This window comes from Janthinobacterium sp. (assembly GCF_031995485.1).
GTDB lineage: Bacteria > Pseudomonadota > Gammaproteobacteria > Burkholderiales > Burkholderiaceae_D > Janthinobacterium.
This window is the reverse complement of record NZ_DAMAGB010000001.1, coordinates 167,820-187,173: the sequence shown is the minus strand read 5'-3', so window position 1 is coordinate 187,173 and position 19,354 is coordinate 167,820. Positions and strand designations below refer to the sequence as shown.

Annotated in this window: 15 protein-coding genes; 9 read left to right on the top strand and 6 right to left on the bottom strand. The window is 62.6% G+C overall.

Annotation, left to right across the window (positions count from 1 at the left end):
• Positions 1–38: 38 nt before the first annotated feature.
• The 4 genes from tuf to rpsL form a co-directional block, all read right to left on the bottom strand.
• Positions 39–1,229 carry an elongation factor Tu gene (gene tuf, locus RTQ46_RS00830; RefSeq protein WP_308923540.1) on the bottom strand — a complete coding sequence of 397 codons (1,191 nt, stop codon included), beginning with the start codon at positions 1,227–1,229 and terminating at the stop codon, positions 39–41.
• Between the two features lie 72 nt (positions 1,230–1,301).
• Positions 1,302–3,407 (bottom strand): elongation factor G, encoded by a 2,106-nt coding sequence (gene fusA / locus RTQ46_RS00825; protein WP_312433999.1) that lies wholly within the window; start codon positions 3,405–3,407, stop codon positions 1,302–1,304.
• Between the two features lie 108 nt (positions 3,408–3,515).
• Positions 3,516–3,986 carry a 30S ribosomal protein S7 gene (gene rpsG / locus RTQ46_RS00820; protein WP_065310159.1) on the bottom strand — a complete coding sequence of 157 codons (471 nt, stop codon included), beginning with the start codon at positions 3,984–3,986 and terminating at the stop codon, positions 3,516–3,518.
• A gap of 150 nt (positions 3,987–4,136) precedes the next feature.
• A complete protein-coding gene (gene rpsL / locus RTQ46_RS00815; protein ID WP_010394376.1) occupies positions 4,137–4,520 on the bottom strand; it encodes a 30S ribosomal protein S12 in 384 nt (127 codons plus the stop codon).
• Positions 4,521–4,862: 342 nt separating this feature from the next.
• Between rpsL and RTQ46_RS00810 the strand changes: the two genes are divergently transcribed.
• Positions 4,863–6,713, top strand: coding sequence for a phosphoethanolamine transferase (locus RTQ46_RS00810; RefSeq protein WP_409518282.1), 1,851 nt, complete (start codon positions 4,863–4,865; stop codon positions 6,711–6,713).
• A 22-nt stretch (positions 6,714–6,735) separates the two neighbouring features.
• Here the strand turns inward: RTQ46_RS00810 and RTQ46_RS00805 are convergent, their stop codons facing one another.
• Positions 6,736–8,301: a MutS-related protein gene (locus RTQ46_RS00805; RefSeq protein WP_312433998.1), complete on the bottom strand. Its 1,566-nt coding sequence runs from the start codon at positions 8,299–8,301 to the stop codon at positions 6,736–6,738.
• Between the two features lie 215 nt (positions 8,302–8,516).
• Here RTQ46_RS00805 and RTQ46_RS00800 point away from each other — a divergent pair, with 215 nt between their 5' ends.
• Genes RTQ46_RS00800 through RTQ46_RS00765 form a run of 8 tightly spaced genes read left to right on the top strand, consistent with a single transcriptional unit; the run spans position 8,517 to position 17,556 of the window.
• Positions 8,517–9,782: an efflux RND transporter periplasmic adaptor subunit gene (locus RTQ46_RS00800; protein WP_312433997.1), complete on the top strand. Its 1,266-nt coding sequence runs from the start codon at positions 8,517–8,519 to the stop codon at positions 9,780–9,782.
• Positions 9,783–9,816: 34 nt separating this feature from the next.
• The gene (locus tag RTQ46_RS00795; RefSeq protein ID WP_312433996.1) at positions 9,817–10,530 is read left to right on the top strand and encodes an ABC transporter ATP-binding protein; all 714 of its coding nucleotides are present in this window, start codon (positions 9,817–9,819) and stop codon (positions 10,528–10,530) included.
• Positions 10,531–10,539: 9 nt separating this feature from the next.
• A complete protein-coding gene (locus RTQ46_RS00790) occupies positions 10,540–11,862 on the top strand; it encodes an ABC transporter permease (protein WP_312433995.1) in 1,323 nt (440 codons plus the stop codon).
• 37 nt (positions 11,863–11,899) lie between these two features.
• Entirely contained in the window at positions 11,900–13,138 is a 1,239-nt protein-coding gene (locus RTQ46_RS00785) for an ABC transporter permease (protein ID WP_312433994.1), read from the top strand.
• A 33-nt stretch (positions 13,139–13,171) separates the two neighbouring features.
• Positions 13,172–14,524 (top strand): sigma-54 dependent transcriptional regulator, encoded by a 1,353-nt coding sequence (locus RTQ46_RS00780; protein WP_312433993.1) that lies wholly within the window; start codon positions 13,172–13,174, stop codon positions 14,522–14,524.
• Positions 14,525–14,529: 5 nt separating this feature from the next.
• Positions 14,530–15,873, top strand: coding sequence for a sensor histidine kinase (locus RTQ46_RS00775; RefSeq protein WP_409518281.1), 1,344 nt, complete (start codon positions 14,530–14,532; stop codon positions 15,871–15,873).
• 43 nt (positions 15,874–15,916) lie between these two features.
• Positions 15,917–16,696, top strand: coding sequence for a spermidine synthase (locus tag RTQ46_RS00770; RefSeq protein WP_312433991.1), 780 nt, complete (start codon positions 15,917–15,919; stop codon positions 16,694–16,696).
• 32 nt (positions 16,697–16,728) lie between these two features.
• Complete coding sequence (locus RTQ46_RS00765) at positions 16,729–17,556, top strand: methyltransferase (protein WP_312433990.1); 828 nt, start codon at positions 16,729–16,731, stop codon at positions 17,554–17,556.
• 143 nt (positions 17,557–17,699) lie between these two features.
• Here the strand turns inward: RTQ46_RS00765 and RTQ46_RS00760 are convergent, their stop codons facing one another.
• Entirely contained in the window at positions 17,700–19,340 is a 1,641-nt protein-coding gene (locus RTQ46_RS00760; RefSeq protein ID WP_312434174.1) for a serine hydrolase, read from the bottom strand.
• Between the last annotated feature and the right edge of the window lie 14 nt (positions 19,341–19,354).

Here is a 19,354-nt window from a genome sequence, read left to right as displayed (position 1 = left end):
GGGCGACGACGCGTCTTCTTCTTATATAGGCTTAAGAATTAAGCCAGGATTTTTGCAACAACACCAGCGCCGACGGTACGGCCGCCTTCGCGGATAGCGAAGCGCAGACCTTCTTCCATCGCGATCGGGTTGATCAGCTTGACGGTGATCGACACGTTATCGCCTGGCATAACCATTTCTTTGTCTGCTGGCAACTCGATCGAACCGGTCACGTCCGTGGTACGGAAGTAGAACTGTGGACGATAGTTGTTGAAGAATGGCGTGTGACGGCCGCCTTCGTCTTTCGACAGGACATAGATCTCGCCGGTGAAGTGGTTGTGCGGCTTGATCGAGCCTGGTTTTGCCAGAACTTGACCACGTTGCACGTCTTCACGCTTGGTGCCGCGCAGCAGCAGACCAACGTTGTCGCCTGCCTGACCTTGATCCAGCAGCTTGCGGAACATTTCCACGCCGGTGCAAGTCGTTTTGACGGTATCGGTGATGCCGACGATTTCGATCTCTTCGCCGACCTTGATGATGCCGCGTTCGATACGACCGGTCACAACGGTACCGCGACCCGAGATCGAGAACACGTCTTCCACTGGCATCAGGAATGCACCGTCAACAGCGCGCTCTGGCGTCGGGATGTAAGCATCGAGTGCATCGGCCAGACGCAGCACTGCGTCAACGCCCATTTCGCCTTCTTTGCCTTCCAGCGCCATACGTGCCGAACCTTTGATGATAGGCAGGTCGTCGCCTGGGAATTCGTACTTCGACAACAGCTCGCGCACTTCCATTTCGACCAGTTCCAGCAGTTCTGCGTCGTCGACCAGGTCGCACTTGTTCAGGAACACGATGATGTATGGAACGCCAACCTGGCGGGCCAGCAGGATGTGTTCGCGGGTCTGTGGCATTGGGCCATCAGCTGCCGAGCAAACCAGGATCGCGCCGTCCATCTGTGCTGCACCGGTAATCATGTTCTTGATGTAATCGGCGTGGCCTGGGCAGTCAACGTGAGCGTAGTGACGGGTAGCCGTTTCGTACTCGACGTGAGCGGTGTTGATGGTAATGCCGCGTGCTTTTTCTTCTGGAGCCGCATCGATCTGGTCGTATGCTTTGGCTTCGCCGCCGAATTTCTTCGACAGAACCGTTGCGATTGCAGCGGTCAGCGTGGTTTTACCGTGGTCGACGTGGCCGATGGTGCCGACGTTGACGTGCGGCTTGGTCCGTTCGAATTTACCTTTTGCCATTTTATTCTTCCTTAGAACAATGATTTAAATGTAGGGACCGGCATTCTCGTGAAAGCCGGTCCGGCACAACAATTACTTAGCTTTCGAGCTTACGATTGCTTCAGTCACGTGTTTCGGAGCTTCCGAATAGTGCTTGAATTCCATCGAGTAAGTCGCACGGCCTTGCGTTGCGGAGCGCAGCGAGGTCGAGTAACCGAACATTTCCGACAGTGGTACTTCGGCCTTGATGATCTTGCCGCCACCGCCAGCAATCTCGTCCATACCTTGCACCATGCCGCGACGCGACGACAGATCGCCCATCACGGTACCGGCGTAATCTTCCGGCGTTTCCACTTCCACCGACATCATCGGCTCCAGGATGACTGGCGATGCTTTGCGGCAGCCATCTTTGAATGCCATCGAAGCGGCCATGCGGAATGCATTTTCGTTCGAGTCGACATCATGGTAGGAACCGAAGAACAGCGTGACCTTGACGTCAACGACTGGGTAGCCAGCCATCACGCCCGAAGTCAGCGTGTCGCGCACACCTTTTTCAACTGCAGGGATGTATTCGCGAGGAACGGTACCGCCCTTGATCGCGTCAACGAATTCGAAACCCTTGCCTGGTTCTTGCGGTTCGATCTTCAGAACCACGTGACCGTATTGACCACGACCACCCGATTGCTTGACGAATTTGCCTTCCGACTCTTCGCAAGTTTTGCGGATCGTTTCGCGGTAAGCCACTTGTGGCTTGCCGACGGTCGCTTCAACGTTGAATTCACGTTTCATGCGGTCAACGATAATTTCCAGGTGCAACTCGCCCATACCACCGATGATGGTCTGGCCCGATTCTTCATCGGTTTTCACGCGGAACGAAGGATCTTCCTGTGCCAGGCGGTTCAGCGCCAGGCCCATTTTTTCCTGGTCAGCCTTGGTCTTAGGCTCGACAGCCTGCGAGATCACTGGCTCAGGGAAAACCATTTTTTCCAGGGTGATGATGGCCGAAGGATCGCACAGGGTTTCGCCCGTGGTGGCATCTTTCAGACCAACGGCAGCGGCGATATCGCCGGCGCGCACTTCCTTGATTTCTTCGCGCTGATTCGCGTGCATCTGCAGAATACGACCCAGGCGTTCTTTCTTGCCCTTGATCGGATTGTAGACGGTGTCGCCCGAATTGATCATGCCCGAATAGACGCGGAAGAAGATCAGCTGGCCCACGAATGGGTCGGTCATGATCTTGAATGCCAGCGCGGCGAATTTCTCGTCGTCCGACGCTTTACGCGACGTCGGCTGGTCATCTTCGTCCATGCCTTCGACCGGCTTGATGTCGATTGGCGATGGCAGGTATTCGATCACGCCGTCCAGCATGGCTTGAACGCCCTTGTTCTTGAACGCCGTACCGCACATCATCGGCACGATTTCCGATGCCAGCGTACGAGCGCGCAGAGCCGCCTTGATTTCAGCTTCCGTCAGGTCGCCTTCTTCCAGGTACTTGTTCATCAGCTCTTCCGACGCTTCGGCAGCCGCTTCGACCATCTTCTCGCGCCACTCGGCGGCTTGATCAGCCAGCTCTGCAGGGATATCACGGTAGTCGAACTTCATGCCTTGCGACGCGTCGTCCCAATACACGGCCTTCATCTTGACCAGATCGACCACGCCCAGGAAGTTCTCTTCGGCGCCGATAGGAATCTGCAGCGGAATCGGGTTCGCTTTCAGGCGAGCACGCATCTGCTCGTAGACCTTGAAGAAGTTGGCGCCGGTACGGTCCATCTTGTTCACGAAGGCCAGACGTGGCACTTTGTACTTGTTAGCCTGACGCCATACCGTTTCCGATTGTGGCTGCACGCCGCCGACTGCACAGTAAACCATGCAGGCGCCATCCAACACGCGCATCGAGCGTTCAACTTCAATGGTGAAGTCAACGTGGCCCGGGGTGTCGATGATGTTGATGTGGTGCTCAGGGAAGTTACCTGCCATGCCCTTCCAGAAGCATGTGGTCGCTGCCGAGGTAATCGTGATACCGCGTTCCTGCTCTTGCTCCATCCAGTCCATGGTGGCGGCGCCATCATGCACTTCACCAATCTTGTGATTGATACCGGTGTAGAACAGTACGCGTTCGGTGGTGGTCGTCTTACCTGCATCGATGTGAGCGGAGATACCGATATTGCGGTAGCGCTCAATGGGGGTCTTGCGGGCCATAATTAATCCTAAATGAATGGACAAAACCGAGCAGCATTTTTTTGCAAAAATGAGCCCGGCCTCGAACAACAGATACTTGACAGCCGCCTTGCGGAAGCTGGCTTTTTATTAGAAGCGGAAATGCGAGAACGCTTTGTTCGCTTCAGCCATGCGATGGACTTCGTCGCGTTTTTTCATCGCGCCGCCGCGGCTTTCAGCCGCTTCCATCAGCTCACCGCCGAGGCGTTGTGGCATCGATTTTTCGCTGCGCTTGTTAGCAGCTTCGCGCAACCAACGCATGGACAGGGCCATACGACGCACTGGGCGAACTTCGACCGGCACCTGGTAGTTTGCACCACCGACGCGACGGGATTTCACCTCAACGAGCGGCTTGGCGTTGTTGATTGCGGTAACAAAAACTTCGAGTGGATCTTTACCCGATTTCGCTGCGATGTGCTCGAAAGCACCGTAGATGATGTTTTCTGCAACCGATTTTTTACCGGACAGCATCAGCACGTTTACGAATTTGGCGACATCAGTGTTGCCGAATTTTGGATCTGGCAAAATTTCGCGCTTGGGTACTTCACGACGACGTGGCATATCAATTCCTTTCAATCTTCAGTTGAGCGCGCGTTCTTCGCACACTCGCGGACGACCATCATAGTCACCCACTTACTCGACCAGATGCGGTCGACTACATTCACTTAGTTAGTTGCCACTGAGCGAAACTTGGGTTTGCTGCTACAACTATTACTTCTTGCCTGCTTTAGCGCGCTTGGTACCGTATTTCGAACGCGATTGCTTACGGTCTTTGACGCCTTGGGTATCCAGAGCACCGCGAACCATGTGGTAACGAACACCTGGCAAATCTTTTACACGACCGCCGCGCAGCAGAACAACGCTGTGCTCTTGCAGGTTGTGGCCTTCACCGCCGATGTACGAAATGACTTCGAAACCGTTGGTCAGACGTACTTTGGCGACTTTACGCAGAGCCGAGTTAGGCTTCTTTGGAGTCGTGGTGTAAACACGTGTGCAAACGCCACGTTTTTGCGGGCTGTTTTCCAGCGCCGGCGATTTGCTCTTCACGGTCAAGGCGACGCGTGGATTGCGAATCAATTGATTGATGGTTGGCATCGTTATAAATCCAACAAAAAACTACGATTAATAACCCGGGCATGACTGCCCGGCGACTGAAACCTCGTCCCGTTTTATCGTTCCACACCGGAGGCGCCCGCAGCCACTCGACGAGGAGCGGCCAACAAATGCCAGGTAACACGTAAACGATGTGCAGAATAAAATCGAGAACTCGCTAGTTTAGACCTTGTGTTACAGGGGGTCAATCAGTTTACGGCTTTTTGCTATAAAAAAAGGCAAAGTAAACGCACGTTCGTGGCATTTACGCCAATCTTTCCCGCATGCGCACCGATCGAGCCACGCCCGAAGATGACAAAAGGAATGATAATGGCGGACGTTTTTTTGCGATCCTCCCTTATGCGCTCCCTGTTTCGCCCTGGCAGTACCAGTCTTGCCACCGCCTTCGTGCTGCTGACCTATATGCTGCTCACCGCCGTGCCGTTCCTGCCGGTGCTGCTGGGCCGCACCCCCGAGCATCCATGGCAACTGCTGACCTTTGAGCTGCTGGCCTGGCTGGCCGTGTGGAGCATTTTCCAGCGCCCCGCGTACTTCCACTGGCTGCTGCTGCCCGCCTTCCTGGCGCTGCCGACCGAGCTGTACCTGTTCGTCTTCTACGGCCAGGGCATCTCCACCCACCACCTGGGCATCATCTTCGAGACCAGCCCCAAGGAGGCGATGGAGTTCCTGGGCCAGAAAGTGTGGCTGATGGGCGCGGTGATGCTGGGCGTGCTCGCCTGGTGCGCCCTGAGCTGGTATGCGGCCACGCGCACGCGCAGCCTGGACTGGCGCGGCAGGACGCGGCCGATTGCCGTTGCCCTGTTGCTGCTGCTGGGCGCTTCCTGGTGGTATGGCCATGAATTCGGCGTGGCCGCCGGCGCGCCAGTCCCCCAGTCGTCCGCCAGCCATGACGACGCCAGCATCGAAGGTGCCGGCGACACCGAGCTGGACTGGCCCGCCCTGCCGCGCTGGCTGCGCCTGCCGTACGGCTTTGACACCGTCAGCGGCGCCTGGCCGTTCGGCCTGGTCGCGCGCGGCTACGATTTCTACAAGGAACGCCGCTACCTGGCCGAGCTGGGCGACAAGAGCAGCCGCTTTACCTTCGGCGCGCACCAGCAGGATCCCGACACGCAGCCCGAAGTGGTGGTGATGGTGATCGGCGAATCGTCGCGCTACGACCGCTGGAGCCTGAACGGCTATGCGCGCGACACCAATCCGCTGCTGAAACAGGAAGACAACCTGGTGCCGCTGGCCGACGTGATCACGGCCGTCTCGGCCACGCGATTGTCGGTGCCGGTCATTATTTCGCGCAAAAAGGCCACCGAAAGTCTGAAGGCCGGCTTTTCGGAAAAATCGTTCCTGTCGGCCTACAAGGAAGCGGGCTTCAAGACCTACTGGCTGTCGAACCAGATCTCGTTCGGCAAGTTCGACACGCCCGTGTCGGTGTTTGCCAAGGAAGCGGACGTGGTGCAGTTCCTGAACCTGGGCGGCTTTACCAACAGCTCGAACTTCGACCAGGTGCTGCTCGATCCGTTCAAGAACGCGCTGGCCGACCCGGCGCCGAAAAAGCTGATCGTGCTGCACACGCTGGGCAGCCACTGGAACTACAGCCAGCGCTACCCGAAGGAGTTCGACAAATGGCAGCCGTCGCTGTTCGGCGTCGACAAGCCGGTCTACACGGATACCGCCATCAAGCCGCAGCTGAGCAACAGCTATGACAGTTCGATCCTGTACACCGACTGGTTCTTGTCGCACGTAATCGGCACGCTGAAAGATGACGGCGAGCGCACGGCGCTGCGCAGCTCGCTCGTCTACGTGGCCGACCATGGCCAGACCCTGTACGACGGCAGCTGCCGCCTGGCCTTCCACGGCCACAATACGCAGTTCGAATTCCACGTGCCCGCCTTTGTCTGGTACTCGCCGCAATTCCAGCAGCGCTATCCCGACAAGGTGAAACAGGTGCTGCGCCATCGCAAGTCAAAACTGACGACCGAAAACATGTTTCATACCCTGCTCGACCTGGGCGACGTCCGCTATGCCGGCGAACAGCCCGAGTGGAGCATCGCCAGTCCCCGCTTCAAGCAGCACACGCGCTATGTCGACAGCTACGGCTGGGCCAACTACGACAACGCCACCCTGCGCGGCGACTGCCGCGAAGTGATCGACAAGGGTTCGACGAAGAAACAGGAAAAGTAGCGGCTGGAGAAACCGGCCGTTTTCAGGCGGTATGCAGCACGCCGCTGCAATCGCTCGGTTGCGCCATATGGCTGCTGAGCCAGTCGAACACCCTGCCCGCCTTGTCCTCGATCCGGCTGCCGAAGCCGCGCTCGGCCAGCAAGGCGATGCCGTTGGTGGCCTGCAGCACGCCGGGCGCCAGCAGCAGGCGCCCTTGCGCGTCGCGCTGCACGCACCACGGCGCCAGGCAGTCCGCCAGCAGTGGCGCCAGCACCAGGTTGTGCGAGGAGACGATCACCAGGTGGTGCTGGCACAGGGTATGGAGCACGGCGGCGGCGGCCGAAATCGATTCGAGGTGATTGGTGCCGCGAAAAATCTCGTCGATAATGAACAGCGCAGGCGCTTCGCTGCCGGCCAGCGCCAGCAGCTCGCGCGCGCGGCGCAGCTCGGCCAGGTACAGGCTTTCGCCGCCAGCGAGCGAGTCTTCGCTCTGCATGCTGGAATACACGGCCAGGCGCGGCACGCTGGCCGACTGCGCATGGCAGAAACCGAACGCGCGCGCGCAGACCAGGTTCAGGCCCACGCTGCGCAGCAGGGTGCTCTTGCCGATGCCGTTCTGGCCCGAGATAAAGCCGCCCTTGCCGTGCAAGTGGAACGACAGCGGCGCGGCCTGCGCCAGCAGCGGATGGGTCATGTCCTGCAGCGCCAGCGCGCGCGGGGCGGCATCGCCAGCCCAGCAGAATACCGACACCGTGCGCAGGTGGCGCGCCAGCGCCAGGTCCGCTTCCAGCGCCGCGATCGCGTCAAAGCTGTCGCGCAGGAAGTCCAGCTGCGCGGCCACCAGCTGGCGCGTGCGGAAGTAGCGCTTGATGTTTTTCAACAGCAGCCAGTCGCCGTATTCGGCCACCACCGTATCGACCATCGGCAGATAGCGCAGCAGCGAGCGTTCGATGCCGCGCACGATTTTTCTGGCCTGGCCAAGCGTGTCCTGGAAGGCTGCCGTTTGCGGCAGGTCGAGACGCGCCAGCGCGCCATGCGCCCTGAGCAGATGGCGCAGCGTGTCGAGCGAGCGCTCCCACTGCTTGCTGACCTCGTAATGGCGCGACTGGATCGCCATCAGCGCCACGCACGCGGCCAGCACGCCCAGCAGCGCCGGCCAGCCCACCAGCCAGGCGGCGGCGATCGACAGCAGCAGCGCCAGCGGCACCAGCCCCAGCCAGGCGCTCCACCATGGCGCAGGGGCGATTGGCGCGCCGTACAGCGTGTCGCTCACTTGCGTATCGGCCTGGCGCAAACCATGGCAGGCGCGCTGCAGGCTGGCCGCCAGCGGCGCGTCGTCCATCAGCAAGCTCACGCGTTCAATCGACGCCGCGCCGGCATGGCCGCTGCACAGGCGGCGATGCAGTTCCTGCTGGCCAAAGATGCTGGTGCCTTGCGCCAGCATATCGCCGTAGCGGTCGAGCAGCAGGTCGTCCCAGGTCTGCCGGTCGATCTGCGGCGTGCCGCCGGCCAGTGTCTGCAGCATGGCCACGTCGCTGCGCGCAAAGGGATAGTCGAGCACCGGCGCGAGCACGCCGGCCGGAAACAAACGCTGGAAAAAGCTGAACATGGCGCCTTGAGCAAGATGGAGGGATGAACGCCATCTACATGATTCCAATTAGTAACTTATCAAGTCCCCGCCAGAAAATTCAGGGCAGTGCCCGCAACGGACAGCGCGGACACGCGCGGACAGCGGACAGCGGCGCAACACCTTATATAAATCAATCACTTAGCGACTGGCACGGTTTGTGCAATGCCGTCATTATTCCATTCTCTGTGATTGCCATGATCCGCGACACTTCCCATCAAGATGCCGTTATCGCCGCCCCCAAAGGCCAGCTCGGCAAACGCCGCCTGTTCATCGCCGTGGGCGCCCTGGCCGTGCTCGCAGGCGCCTATGCCGTGTTCCACAGCTGGCGCGGCAGCGAACACTCCGTCAATGCCAGCCGGCTGCGCATTGCCGAAGTCACGCGCGGCACGCTGGTCCGCGACGCCGCCGTCACGGGGCGCGTGGTCGCCGCCATCAGCCCGACGCTGTATTCGACCACGGTGGCCACCGTTACCCTGAAAGCCAAGGCGGGCGACACGGTGAAAAAGGGCGACATCCTGGCCGTGCTCGAATCCCCGGACCTGTCCGACGCGCTCAAGCGCGAACAGTCGAGCGTGCAGCAGCTGGAAGCGGAAGTGGCGCGCCAGCAGATCCTGGCCAAGAAACAGAAGCTGCTGGCGCGGCGCGAAGCCGATACGGCCGAAATCGACCGGCTGTCGGCGCAGCGCACGCTGGAGCGCTATGAAAGCGTGGCGCAGGTGGGCATCATCGCCAAGATCGATTACCAGAAAGCCAAGGACGCCCTGAATTCGGCCGATATCCGCAGCCGCCACGCCTCGCAGGCGGCCGGGCTGGAAAGCGAAGACGTGACGCTGGCCCTGAAGACCAGGGTGAACGAACTGGAACGCCAGCGCCTGAGCCGCGACAACGCCCAGCGCCGCGTCGACGAGCTGACCGTGCGCGCGCCCGTCAACGGCTTTATCGGCACCCTGTCGGTGGCCAACCGCAGCGTGGTGCAGGCCAATACGGCGCTGATGACGCTGGTCGACCTGTCGCAGCTGGAAGTGGAACTCGAGGTGCCGGAAACCTATGTGGCCGACATGGGCCTGGGCATGCGCGCCGAAATCGAAACGGGCGTCATCAAGGCGACCGGCAAGCTGTCGGCGCTGTCGCCCGAGGTGGTGAAAAACCAGGTGCTGGCGCGCGTGCGTTTCGACGGTGCACAACCGGCCGGGCTGCGCCAGAACCAGCGCGTCTCGGCGCGCTTGCTGATCGACGAAAAACCGAACGTGCTGATGCTGGCGCGCGGCTCGTTCGTCGAAGCCGATGGCGGCCGCTTTGCCTATGTGGTGCGCGACGGCGTGGCGATCCGCACGCCGATCAAACTGGGCGCGACCAGCGTGTCGGCGGTGGAAATCAGGGATGGCCTGAAGCTGGGCGACAAGGTGGTGGTCGCCGGCACGGAAAACTTCGAGAACGCCGCGCGCGTCTCGCTCAACTGACACTTATTCATTTCACTTTTACCGGAGGTTCCCCATGCTGCGCATGCAAAACCTGAGCAAAGTCTATCGCACCCACATGATCGAAACGCATGCCCTGCGCGGCTTCGAAATCCACGTGCAGCAAGGCGAATTCGTCACCGTCACCGGCCCTTCCGGCTCGGGCAAGACGAGTTTTCTCAATATCGCCGGCCTGCTCGAAGAATTCACCGACGGCCAGTACATCCTTGACGGCGTCAACGTGAAGGGTATGGATGACAACGCCCGCTCGCGCCTGCGCAATGAAAAACTCGGTTTCATCTTCCAGGGCTTCAATCTGATTCCCGACCTGTCGCTGTTCGACAATGTCGACGTGCCGCTGCGCTACCGGGGCTTCAACCGCGCCGAACGCAAGGAACGCATCGAGGACGCGCTGGCCAAGGTGGGCCTGGCGTCGCGCATGAAACACTATCCGGCCGAACTGTCGGGCGGGCAGCAGCAGCGCGTGGCGATCGCGCGCGCACTGGCCGGCTCGCCCAAGCTGCTGCTGGCCGATGAACCGACCGGCAATCTCGACACGCAGATGGCACGCGGCGTGATGGAGCTGCTGGAAGACATCAACGCCCAGGGCACCACCATCCTGATGGTCACCCACGATCCGGAACTGGCGCTGCGCAGCCAGCGCAATGTGCACATCATCGACGGCCAGGTGTCGGACCTGGTGCAGCACGGCGCCTCGCTGGCCGGCGCACGCCAACCCGCCACCGCCTGAGGAGCCAGCATGTTCGACTACTATTTCAAGCTGGGCCTGCGCAGCCTGCTGCGCAACCGCGCGCTGACCGCGCTGATGATACTGACGCTGGCCGTCGGCGTGGCCGCCAGCGTGTCCACCGTCACCATCCTGCATGCCATGTCGGGCGATCCGCTGCCGCACAAGAGCGACCGCCTGTTTGTGCCGCTGATCGACATCCTGCCCGTGAAAGGCTATGTACCCGGTGAAAAGCCGGGCTTTTCGCAATCGCAGATGAGCTATATCGACGCGCAGAATTTCATGCGCAGCAAAATCGGCGTGCGCCGCACCGTGCTGTATGGCGTGGCCGGCCAGGTGGAACCGGCGCGCAAGGATATCGGCTCGTTCTTCGCCCAGGGCATGGCGCCCACGCGCGACTTCTTCACCATGTTCGAACCGCCGTTCCTGCATGGCCAGCCATGGAGCGAAGCCGATGACGCCAGCGGCGCCGACGTGATCGTGCTCAGCCGCGCGCTGTCCGAGAAGCTGGTCGGCAACGCCAATCCGGTCGGCCAGCGCGTGATGGTGCTGGGCCATGCTTACCTGGTGACGGGCGTGCTGAAGACCTGGGATGTGGTGCCGCGCGCCCACCACATTATCGGCAGCAAGGGAGCGTTCGGCCCGGAAGACGAATTCTTCATCCCGTTTGCCAGCGCGATCCGCCACGAGGCCGTGCACGATGGCGGCATGAGCTGCAACGGCGACAATATCTTGCCGGGCTACCAGGGCATGCTGGCGTCAGGCTGCACCTGGCTGCAGTTCTGGTTCGAGATGGCCAGCAGCGGCGACCGTGGCCAGCTGCAGCAGTACCTGGACGCCTATGCGGGCGAGCAGCGCAAGCTGGGACGCATGATGCGCAATGCGCCGAACCGGCTGTACGACCTGAACGAATGGATGGGGTTTTTGCAGGTAGTCGACAACGACAACAAACTGGCAGCCTGGCTGGCGTTCGGCTTCTTGCTGCTATGTTTGGTCAACACCATCGGCCTCCTGCTGGCGAAGTTTTCCGTGCGCGCTTCCGAAGTGGGCATCCGCCGCGCGCTGGGCGCGACGCGGCGCGACATCTTCCGCCAGTTCCTGATCGAGACAGGCGTAATCGGCCTGGCTGGCGGCATACTGGGCCTGCTGCTGGCATTCGGCGCGCTGGCCGTGGTCAGCCAGCAGTCGGAGGAGCTGGGCACCGTGGCGCACATGGACATCCCGATGCTGCTGCTGACATTTGCCATGTCGGTTGCCGCCGCCCTGCTGGCCGGTCTGTTGCCCACCTGGCGCGCCTGCCAGGTCACCCCGGCGATCCAGCTCAAATCCCAATGAACCCGATCCACACTCTTTATCCACGATGAGGTCCAGCATGGAAATCCGTCCCATCCTGTCGGCGCTGATGCGCAGCAAAACCGGCGCCATCCTGGTGGCCGTGCAGGTCGCGATCAGCCTGGCCATCCTGGCCAACGCGCTGTATATCGTCAATGTGCGCCAGGCCGTGGCCGCGCGCCCCAGCGGCGTGGCCGCCGAAAACGATATTTTTTATGTCAATATCCAGAACATGGATCGCGGCGGCCACCAGCGCCAGCTGGCCGAACAGCAGCGCCAGACCGCCCTGCTGCGCGCGCTGCCCGGCGTGCTGTCGGTGGCGCAAACCTCGCAGGCCGTGCTGTCACGCTCGGGCAACTTCACCAGCGTGTCGGCCAAGCGCAGCCAGGTCACGCCCAGCGCTGAAGTGTCTACCTATTTCAGTCCCGATTCGCTGGTAAAAACCTATGGCTTGCAACTGATCGAGGGACGCGATTTCCGGCCCGAGGAAATCCCTGAAATCAACGACGACGTCGACGACATCTATCCCAAGGTGGTGATCCTGACCCGCCTGGTGGCGCAGCAGATCTGGCCCGGCGAAACCAGCTTTGTTGGCAAGACCCTGTTCAAGGGTACCGGCGACAACGACCCGGAACTGCGCGTGGTCGGCATCGTCGAACGGCTGCAGACGCAGAGCGCCCAGGTCAAGCCGCGCGGCGAATATTCGGCGCTGCTGCCGGCGCGCATGACCGGCGGGCGCGATACGCTGCTGTATGCCGTGCGCGCCGAACCGGGCCAGCGCGACCGCCTGATGCAGGAGGCAGCCCAGGCGATCCGCAGCTCCACCACGGACCGCATCCTGGTGCGTATCGACACGCTGGAGCAGCACCGTCATGAACGGTACCGGGCCGACCGCGGCCTGTCGTGGATGCTGATTGCCGTGTCGACCCTGCTGCTGCTGGTGACCGCCAGCGGCATCGTCGGCATCGCCAGTTTGTGGGTCACGCAGCGCAGGAAACAGATCGGCGTGCGGCGCGCCCTCGGTGCGCGGCGCATCGATATCCTGCGCTATTTCCTGACCGAGAATTTCATGATCACCAGCGTGGGCGTCGCTGCCGGCGTGCTGCTGGCGCTGGGCCTGAACCAGCTGCTGGTCAGCCAGCTGGAAATGGCGCGCCTGCCGCCCGGCTACCTGCTGGCCGGTGCGCTCGTGTTCTGGCTGCTGGGCGTGGGCGCCGTGTACGGCCCGGCCTGGCGCGCGGCCAGCATTTCGCCGGCCACCGCCACCCGCAGTACCTGACAATGAGGTCGATGACAATGTTATGCTGCTCGCATGCCTACCGTACTGATTATTGACGACAATGCCGCCGTGGCGATCGCGCTCGACGTGCTGTTTTCCCTGCACGAGATCGACGCCGTGCGCGCCGCCTCGCCCGCCGAAGGACTGGCGCTGCTGGAGCGCCATCCCATCGACCTGGTGCTGCAGGACATGAACTTCACGGCCGACACCACCTCGGGCGAGGAAGGCGTGGCGCTGTTCCATGCGATCCGCGCGCGCCACCCCGACCTGCCGGTGATACTGCTCACGGCCTGGACCCAGCTCGATGCGGCCGTCGACCTGATTAAATCGGGCGCGGCCGACTACCTGGCCAAGCCCTGGGACGACCGGCGCCTGGTGGCCAGCGTGCAGAACCTGCTGGAACTGGGCCAGGCCAGCCGCGCGCTGCGCGAACGCGTGGTGGCCGAGCAGCGCCAGCGCCATGCGCTGGAAGACGCCTACGACCTGCGCGGCATGGTGTGGCAGGATGCAGCCACCGAGCGCGTGGTGCACCTGGCCTGCCAGGTGGCGCGCGCCGACGTGCCGGTGCTGATCTCCGGTCCCAACGGCAGCGGCAAGGAGCGCATCGCCGCCATCGTGCAGGCCAACTCGCAGGTAGCCAGCGGCCCGTTCGTGGTGCTCAATTGCGGCGCCGTGCCGGTCGACCTGATCGAGGCCGAACTGTTCGGCGCCGAGGCGGGGGCGTACACGGGATCGACGCGCGCGCGCGACGGCAAGTTCGACGCGGCCGACGGCGGCACGCTGTTCCTCGACGAGATCGGCAACCTGCCGCTGGCCGGCCAGATGAAGCTGCTGCGCGTGCTGGAAACGGGCCGTTTCGAGCGGCTCGGCTCGAACCGCGAACGCCAGGTCAGGGTGCGCGTGATCAGCGCCAGCAATGCCGACCTGCCGGCCATGATACGCGCCGGCACCTTCCGTGAAGACCTGTTTTACCGCCTGAACGTGATCGAGCTGCGCCTGCCGGCACTGGCCCAGCGCCCGGCGGACATCCTGCTGCTGGCGCGGCATTTCCTGGGCCCTGAAAAAACCCTGGACGCGCAAGCGCAGGCGGCGCTGATGGCGCACGGCTGGCCCGGCAATGTGCGCGAACTGAAGAATGTGATGCAGCGCGCCAGCCTGCTCACGGCGGGCAAGGTGATTCACGCCCAGGAACTGGGCCTGCCCCCTGCCCCGCCAGCGGCGCGCGGCACGCTTGATGCGCCAGGCAGCGCCGAGCCGGACCGCGACAGCGTGGTCGCGGCGCTGGCGCGCGCGCATGGCGTGGTGGCGCAGGCGGCGCAGGAGCTGGGACTGTCGCGCCAGGCGCTGTACCGGCGCATGGAGCGGCTCGGCATCGCGCGCAGCTGATGGCGATGAAGCCGAACGCCATGCGCCTGTCCTTGCTGACGCGCTGGACCGCGCTGGTCGCCACCGTGCTGGTGCTGGGCGTTGCCATCGCGCTGCTGCTGGCGCACTATTTCCCGGATCAGCCGCTGCTGGTGCTGGGCACCACCCTGCTGTGCGTGCTGCCGGTAGCCATCATCACTATCCGCGCGCAGCTGCAATCGATGCTGTCGCTGTTTCGCGCCTTGAGTGGCACGGTGGCCAGCTACCAGGACGGCGACTTCGGCTTCAGCCTGCGCTGGCCGCAGAACGATGAACTGGCCGACCTGGTGGCGGCCCACAATGCGCTGGGCGACGTGCTGCGCAAGCAGCGGCTGGATCTGGTGCAGCGCGAACTGCTGCTCGACACCATGGTGCAGAACACGCCTGTCGCCATGCTGCTGGTGGCCGAGGGCGATGTTATTGTCTACGCCAACCTGGCCGCGCGCCAGCTGCTGCACCACGGCCGCCGGCTCGAAGGCCGCCACCTGGCCGATATCGTGCGCGAGGCGGCGCCGGCCCTGGCCGAAGCGCTGGCGCGCCGCACCGACGGCCGGGTTGATACCCTGTTCTCCAGCGGCGAAGGCGAACAGGAAGAGGTGTATCACCTGGCGCGGCGCAGCTTCAGCCTGAACGGACGCCGGCACGAACTGCTGCTGCTGCGCCAGCTGACGCTGGAACTGCGGCGCCAGGAAGTGCAGACCTGGAAAAAAGTCATCCGCGTCATCAGCCATGAACTGAACAACTCGCTGGCGCCGCTGGCCTCGCTGGCCCATTCGGGCGCGGAGCTGGTGCGGCGCGGCCAGACCGAACGGCTGCCGCAAATCCTGGCCACCATCGAAGAGCGCACGCGGCACCTGGAAAGCTTCATCCTCGGCTACGCGCGCTTTGCCAAGCTGCCCACGCCGCGCCTGGCCAGTTGCCCCTGGCCGCCGTTTCTCGACAGCCTGGCCGCGCAAGCTGTCTTCACGCTCGATGGCGAAGCGCCCGCGCAGCCGGCCGTGTTCGACGCGGCGCAGATGCAGCAGGCGCTGCTCAACCTGCTCAAGAATGCGCTCGAATCGGGTTCGCCGCCAGACAGGATCACCGTGCATGTGAGCTGCGCCCAGGGCCAGCTGCGCATCGAAGTGCGCGACCGGGGGCCCGGCATGAGCGGCGCCGTGCTGGAAAATGCGCTGGTGCCGTTCTATTCCACCAAGCGCAGCGGCACCGGCCTGGGGCTGGCGCTGGCGCGCGAAATCGCCGAGGCGCATGGCGGCAGGATCACCTTGTCGAACCGCGACGGCGGCGGCCTGGCCGTGATCATGGTGCTGCCCGTGCTGGAGCCGGGCTGAACGCGGCAGTTTTCTTTTGCACGGCGGCTGCTACACTGGCGCCATGAACATCGAATTTACCTCCAACACCAACGCCGCCTTCAGCCATCCCGGCCATCCGCCGGCCACCATCACGCAGCACCGCGGCATCCGCTACATGCACCTGGGGACCAAGTGGGTGCAGGGCGCCATGCGGCTCGACAAACCGGACGCCATCGAACTCGAATACGTGCAGATGATGATGATGTGGATGCTGTTCAAGCCGGAGCCGAAACGCATCGTGCAGCTGGGCCTGGGCAGCGCCGCGCTGACCAAGTTCAGCTACCGCCGCTTTCCCGACGCCAGCGTGACGGCGGTCGAACTGAACCCGAACGTGATCGCCATCTGCGGCGCCCAGTTCGCGCTGCCGCCGAACGACGCGCGGCTCGACGTGCGCGAAATGAACGCGCTTGACTTCGTGCTCGATGCGGCCAACCACGGCACCGTGGACGTGCTGCAGGTCGACCTGTACGACGAAGAGGCGCGCGGCCCCGTGCTCGACACCCCCGAGTTCTACCAGGCCTGCTTCGATTGCCTGACGGACGACGGCATCATGTGCACCAATGTATTCGGCGACTTCCCCAACTACGACAAGAACCTGCAGGCGATGGAACTGGTGTTCGACGCCGTGGTGTGGGTGCCGGAAGTCGAAGACGAAAACATCGTGGTGGTAGCCTTCAAGAAGTCGCCCCTGCTCGACTTCAGCGAGCTGTACGAGCGCGCCGCCACCATCAGGAAGCAATACAACCTGCCGGCCAAGAACTGGGTCAACGGCCTGAAACAATGGATGCTGGACCAGCAATAAAATCTTTTTCCTTAACAAGCATGGAGCACAAGATGACGATCAAGCGAGTATTCCTGGCCGCGGCCCTGGGCGCGGCAATGGCCCTGGGCGGCAGTGCCGCCGCGGCGGACAACACGGGCGACGCGGCCCTGAAGGCGGCAATTGCAGGCAGCGCACGCACGCCTGCCAACGTGGTGCGCGATGGTGCACGCCACCCGTATGAAACCCTGAGCTTTTTCGGCATCAAGCCGACCATGACGGTGGTGGAATTGTCGCCCGGCGCCGGCTGGTACACCGAGATCCTGGCGCCCTATCTGCGCGAGCAAGGCAAGCTGATTGCCGCCGGCAGCGACCCGCAGGGCAGCGAAGGCGCACGCCGCAGCGCGGCCCGCTTCCAGCAGAAACTCGACACCAATCCGGCCGCCTTCGACAAGGTGGAAATCGGCGCCTTTTCGCCACCTTCCACCTACCGTATCGCACCGAAAGGCACGGCCGACATGGTGCTGACCTTCCGCAATATCCACAACTGGATACCGGTCGGCGAAGACGGCCTGAAGGTCTTGTTCGGCCAGGTCTACGACAGCCTGAAACCCGGCGGCGTGTTCGGCGTCGTCGAACATCGCCTGCCGGCGAACAAGCCGCAGGACGCCACCGCCAGCAGCGGCTACCTGCATGAAGCGTATGTGATCAGGCTGGCCGAAAACGCCGGCTTCAGGCTGGCGGGCAAGTCGGAAATCAATGCCAATCCGAAGGATACGGCCGACCACCAGGGCGGCGTATGGGCGCTGCCGCCCACCTACGCCAACAAGGATGTCGACCGCGCAAAATATGAAGCGATCGGCGAGAGCGACCGCATGACGCTGAAGTTCGTCAAACCCTGATGCAGTGCAGGTCGGGTTGGCGCCAAGCGCGTAACCCGACAGCATTGTTGGCATGTCCATATTCACCGCAACACCAGTTTTCGCTGGCGCCATCGTTTCCTGGCGCTGGCAGAGACGGGTTCGATGGCATGGAGCCAAATCGTTTATTCTTTTTTGGCAGTCTTCTTGACCGGCACCAGGGTCAGGTCCTGGAAGTCATAGCTGAAGTCCGTCTCGGACGATACCGGCTCCATTTTCACCTGGTCGATGCTGCCATCGGGCTTGAGCGAAAACGTCACATAGGCGTCGGCGTTGAAGTTGCGTTCCTTCCAGCGCACGATGAAGGTATCGTGCTGCCAGTGTTCGAGTTCGCCCGTCAGGTCCGGCGTACGCGTGAAGGTGAGGATGTGCTTCTTGCCCTGCGGCGCGATCACCACCTTGCCATACCAGGCGTCTTCGTATTCGCCGTCATACGCTGCCAGCGGCAGCGAAGGCTGCGATTTGGCGGCGCGTGCGGCCGAGGCCTTGCCCTGCTTTTTCACTTCCTCCGCATGCATGTCCTGCTCCACCTTGGACACGATGCCGATCCAGTCCGACGGCGCGACATTGAGGTAGTGGTCGACAATGCGCCACTGCAGCGCCGTCATCGAGCCGCCGTTTTCCGCATTCGTCAGTATCGCCACGCCCAGTTTCGCCTGCGGCACCATCACCACGCGCGAGTAAAAACCCTGCAGCGCGCCGCCATGCATCGCCACCTTCATGCCCTGGTAGTCGCGCAGCTGGAAGCCCAGGCCATAGGCGCTGAAGTTCGGCTTGGTGGCGGCCAGCGCCGGCTTCGGTTCGCCGATCTTGATCGGGGTCTGCGCCGTCCACAGCTCATTGGCCTGCTTTGCGCTGATCAGGCGCGCGTCCTTGCCGTCCTGGTCCTGCACGCCGGCGATCTTGCCGCCATCGAGCAGCACCATCATCCACCTGGCGATATCTTCCGCATTGGTGTTGATGCCGACCGCGCCGACGGCATTCGGTACCGGCATCGATTTGACGGCGGCGATCTTGCCGTTGATCTTGCTGTGCGCATTGGCCACGTCGGGATTGCCCGCGTTTTCCGCCAGGCTGGTGGTGGTGCCGGTCATGCCCAATGGCGCGAGGATGCGTTCGTGCATGGCCTCGCCCCAGCTCTTGCCGGTCTTCTCGGCGATGATCTTGCCGGCCACGATATACAGCAGGTTGTCGTAGGCGTAGCTGGCGCGAAAACTGGTGGCCGGACGGATATAGCGCAGCTTCTCGATGATCTCGTCGGTGGTAAACGTGGTGGTCGGCCACCACAGCAGGTCGCCCGCGCCCAGGCCCAGGCCACTCCTGTGCGTGAGCAGGTCGCGGATGGTCATCTCGCCCGTCACGTACGAGTCGTGCATCTGGAAGCCGGGCAGGTGCTTGGTGACCGGATCGTCCCAGGCCAGCTTGCCTTCGTCGACCAGCATGGCCAGCGCGGCGGCCGTGAAGCCCTTCGAGTTCGAGGCCACTTCGAACAGCGTCTTGCTGTCTACCGGTGCCGGCTCGCCCAGCTTGCGCACGCCGAAACCGCGCGTGGCGATGACCTTGCCGTCCTTGACGATGGCGATCGCGATGCCGGGCACGTCAAAGGTTTTCAAGGCGCTGTTGACATCGCGCTCGAGGTCGAATGCCGGCGCAGGCACCTGCGCTGCAAGCGGTGCGCCGGAGACCGGATCGGCGGCCATTGCCGGCAAGGCGGCGGTTGAAAAAGCCAGTACGACGGCGGCGGCAAGCGTCTGAAGCGGATGCATGTAGGTCATGTGTC

Bases quoted from the DNA above. Each gene is read 5' to 3' on its own strand.
- fusA (WP_312433999.1), bottom strand. From the start codon at position 3,407: ATGGCCCGCAAGACCCCCATTGAGCGCTACCGCAATATCGGTATCTCC.
- RTQ46_RS00780 (WP_312433993.1), top strand. From the start codon at position 13,172: ATGCCTACCGTACTGATTATTGACGACAATGCCGCCGTGGCGATCGCG.
- rpsG (WP_065310159.1), bottom strand. From the start codon at position 3,986: ATGCCACGTCGTCGTGAAGTACCCAAGCGCGAAATTTTGCCAGATCCA.
- rpsL (WP_010394376.1), bottom strand. From the start codon at position 4,520: ATGCCAACCATCAATCAATTGATTCGCAATCCACGCGTCGCCTTGACC.
- RTQ46_RS00785 (WP_312433994.1), top strand. From the start codon at position 11,900: ATGGAAATCCGTCCCATCCTGTCGGCGCTGATGCGCAGCAAAACCGGC.
- RTQ46_RS00800 (WP_312433997.1), top strand. From the start codon at position 8,517: ATGATCCGCGACACTTCCCATCAAGATGCCGTTATCGCCGCCCCCAAA.
- tuf (WP_308923540.1), bottom strand. From the start codon at position 1,229: ATGGCAAAAGGTAAATTCGAACGGACCAAGCCGCACGTCAACGTCGGC.
- RTQ46_RS00760 (WP_312434174.1), bottom strand. From the start codon at position 19,340: ATGCATCCGCTTCAGACGCTTGCCGCCGCCGTCGTACTGGCTTTTTCA.
- RTQ46_RS00795 (WP_312433996.1), top strand. From the start codon at position 9,817: ATGCTGCGCATGCAAAACCTGAGCAAAGTCTATCGCACCCACATGATC.
- RTQ46_RS00805 (WP_312433998.1), bottom strand. From the start codon at position 8,301: ATGTTCAGCTTTTTCCAGCGTTTGTTTCCGGCCGGCGTGCTCGCGCCG.
- RTQ46_RS00770 (WP_312433991.1), top strand. From the start codon at position 15,917: ATGAACATCGAATTTACCTCCAACACCAACGCCGCCTTCAGCCATCCC.
- RTQ46_RS00790 (WP_312433995.1), top strand. From the start codon at position 10,540: ATGTTCGACTACTATTTCAAGCTGGGCCTGCGCAGCCTGCTGCGCAAC.
- RTQ46_RS00765 (WP_312433990.1), top strand. From the start codon at position 16,729: ATGACGATCAAGCGAGTATTCCTGGCCGCGGCCCTGGGCGCGGCAATG.
- RTQ46_RS00775 (WP_409518281.1), top strand. From the start codon at position 14,530: ATGAAGCCGAACGCCATGCGCCTGTCCTTGCTGACGCGCTGGACCGCG.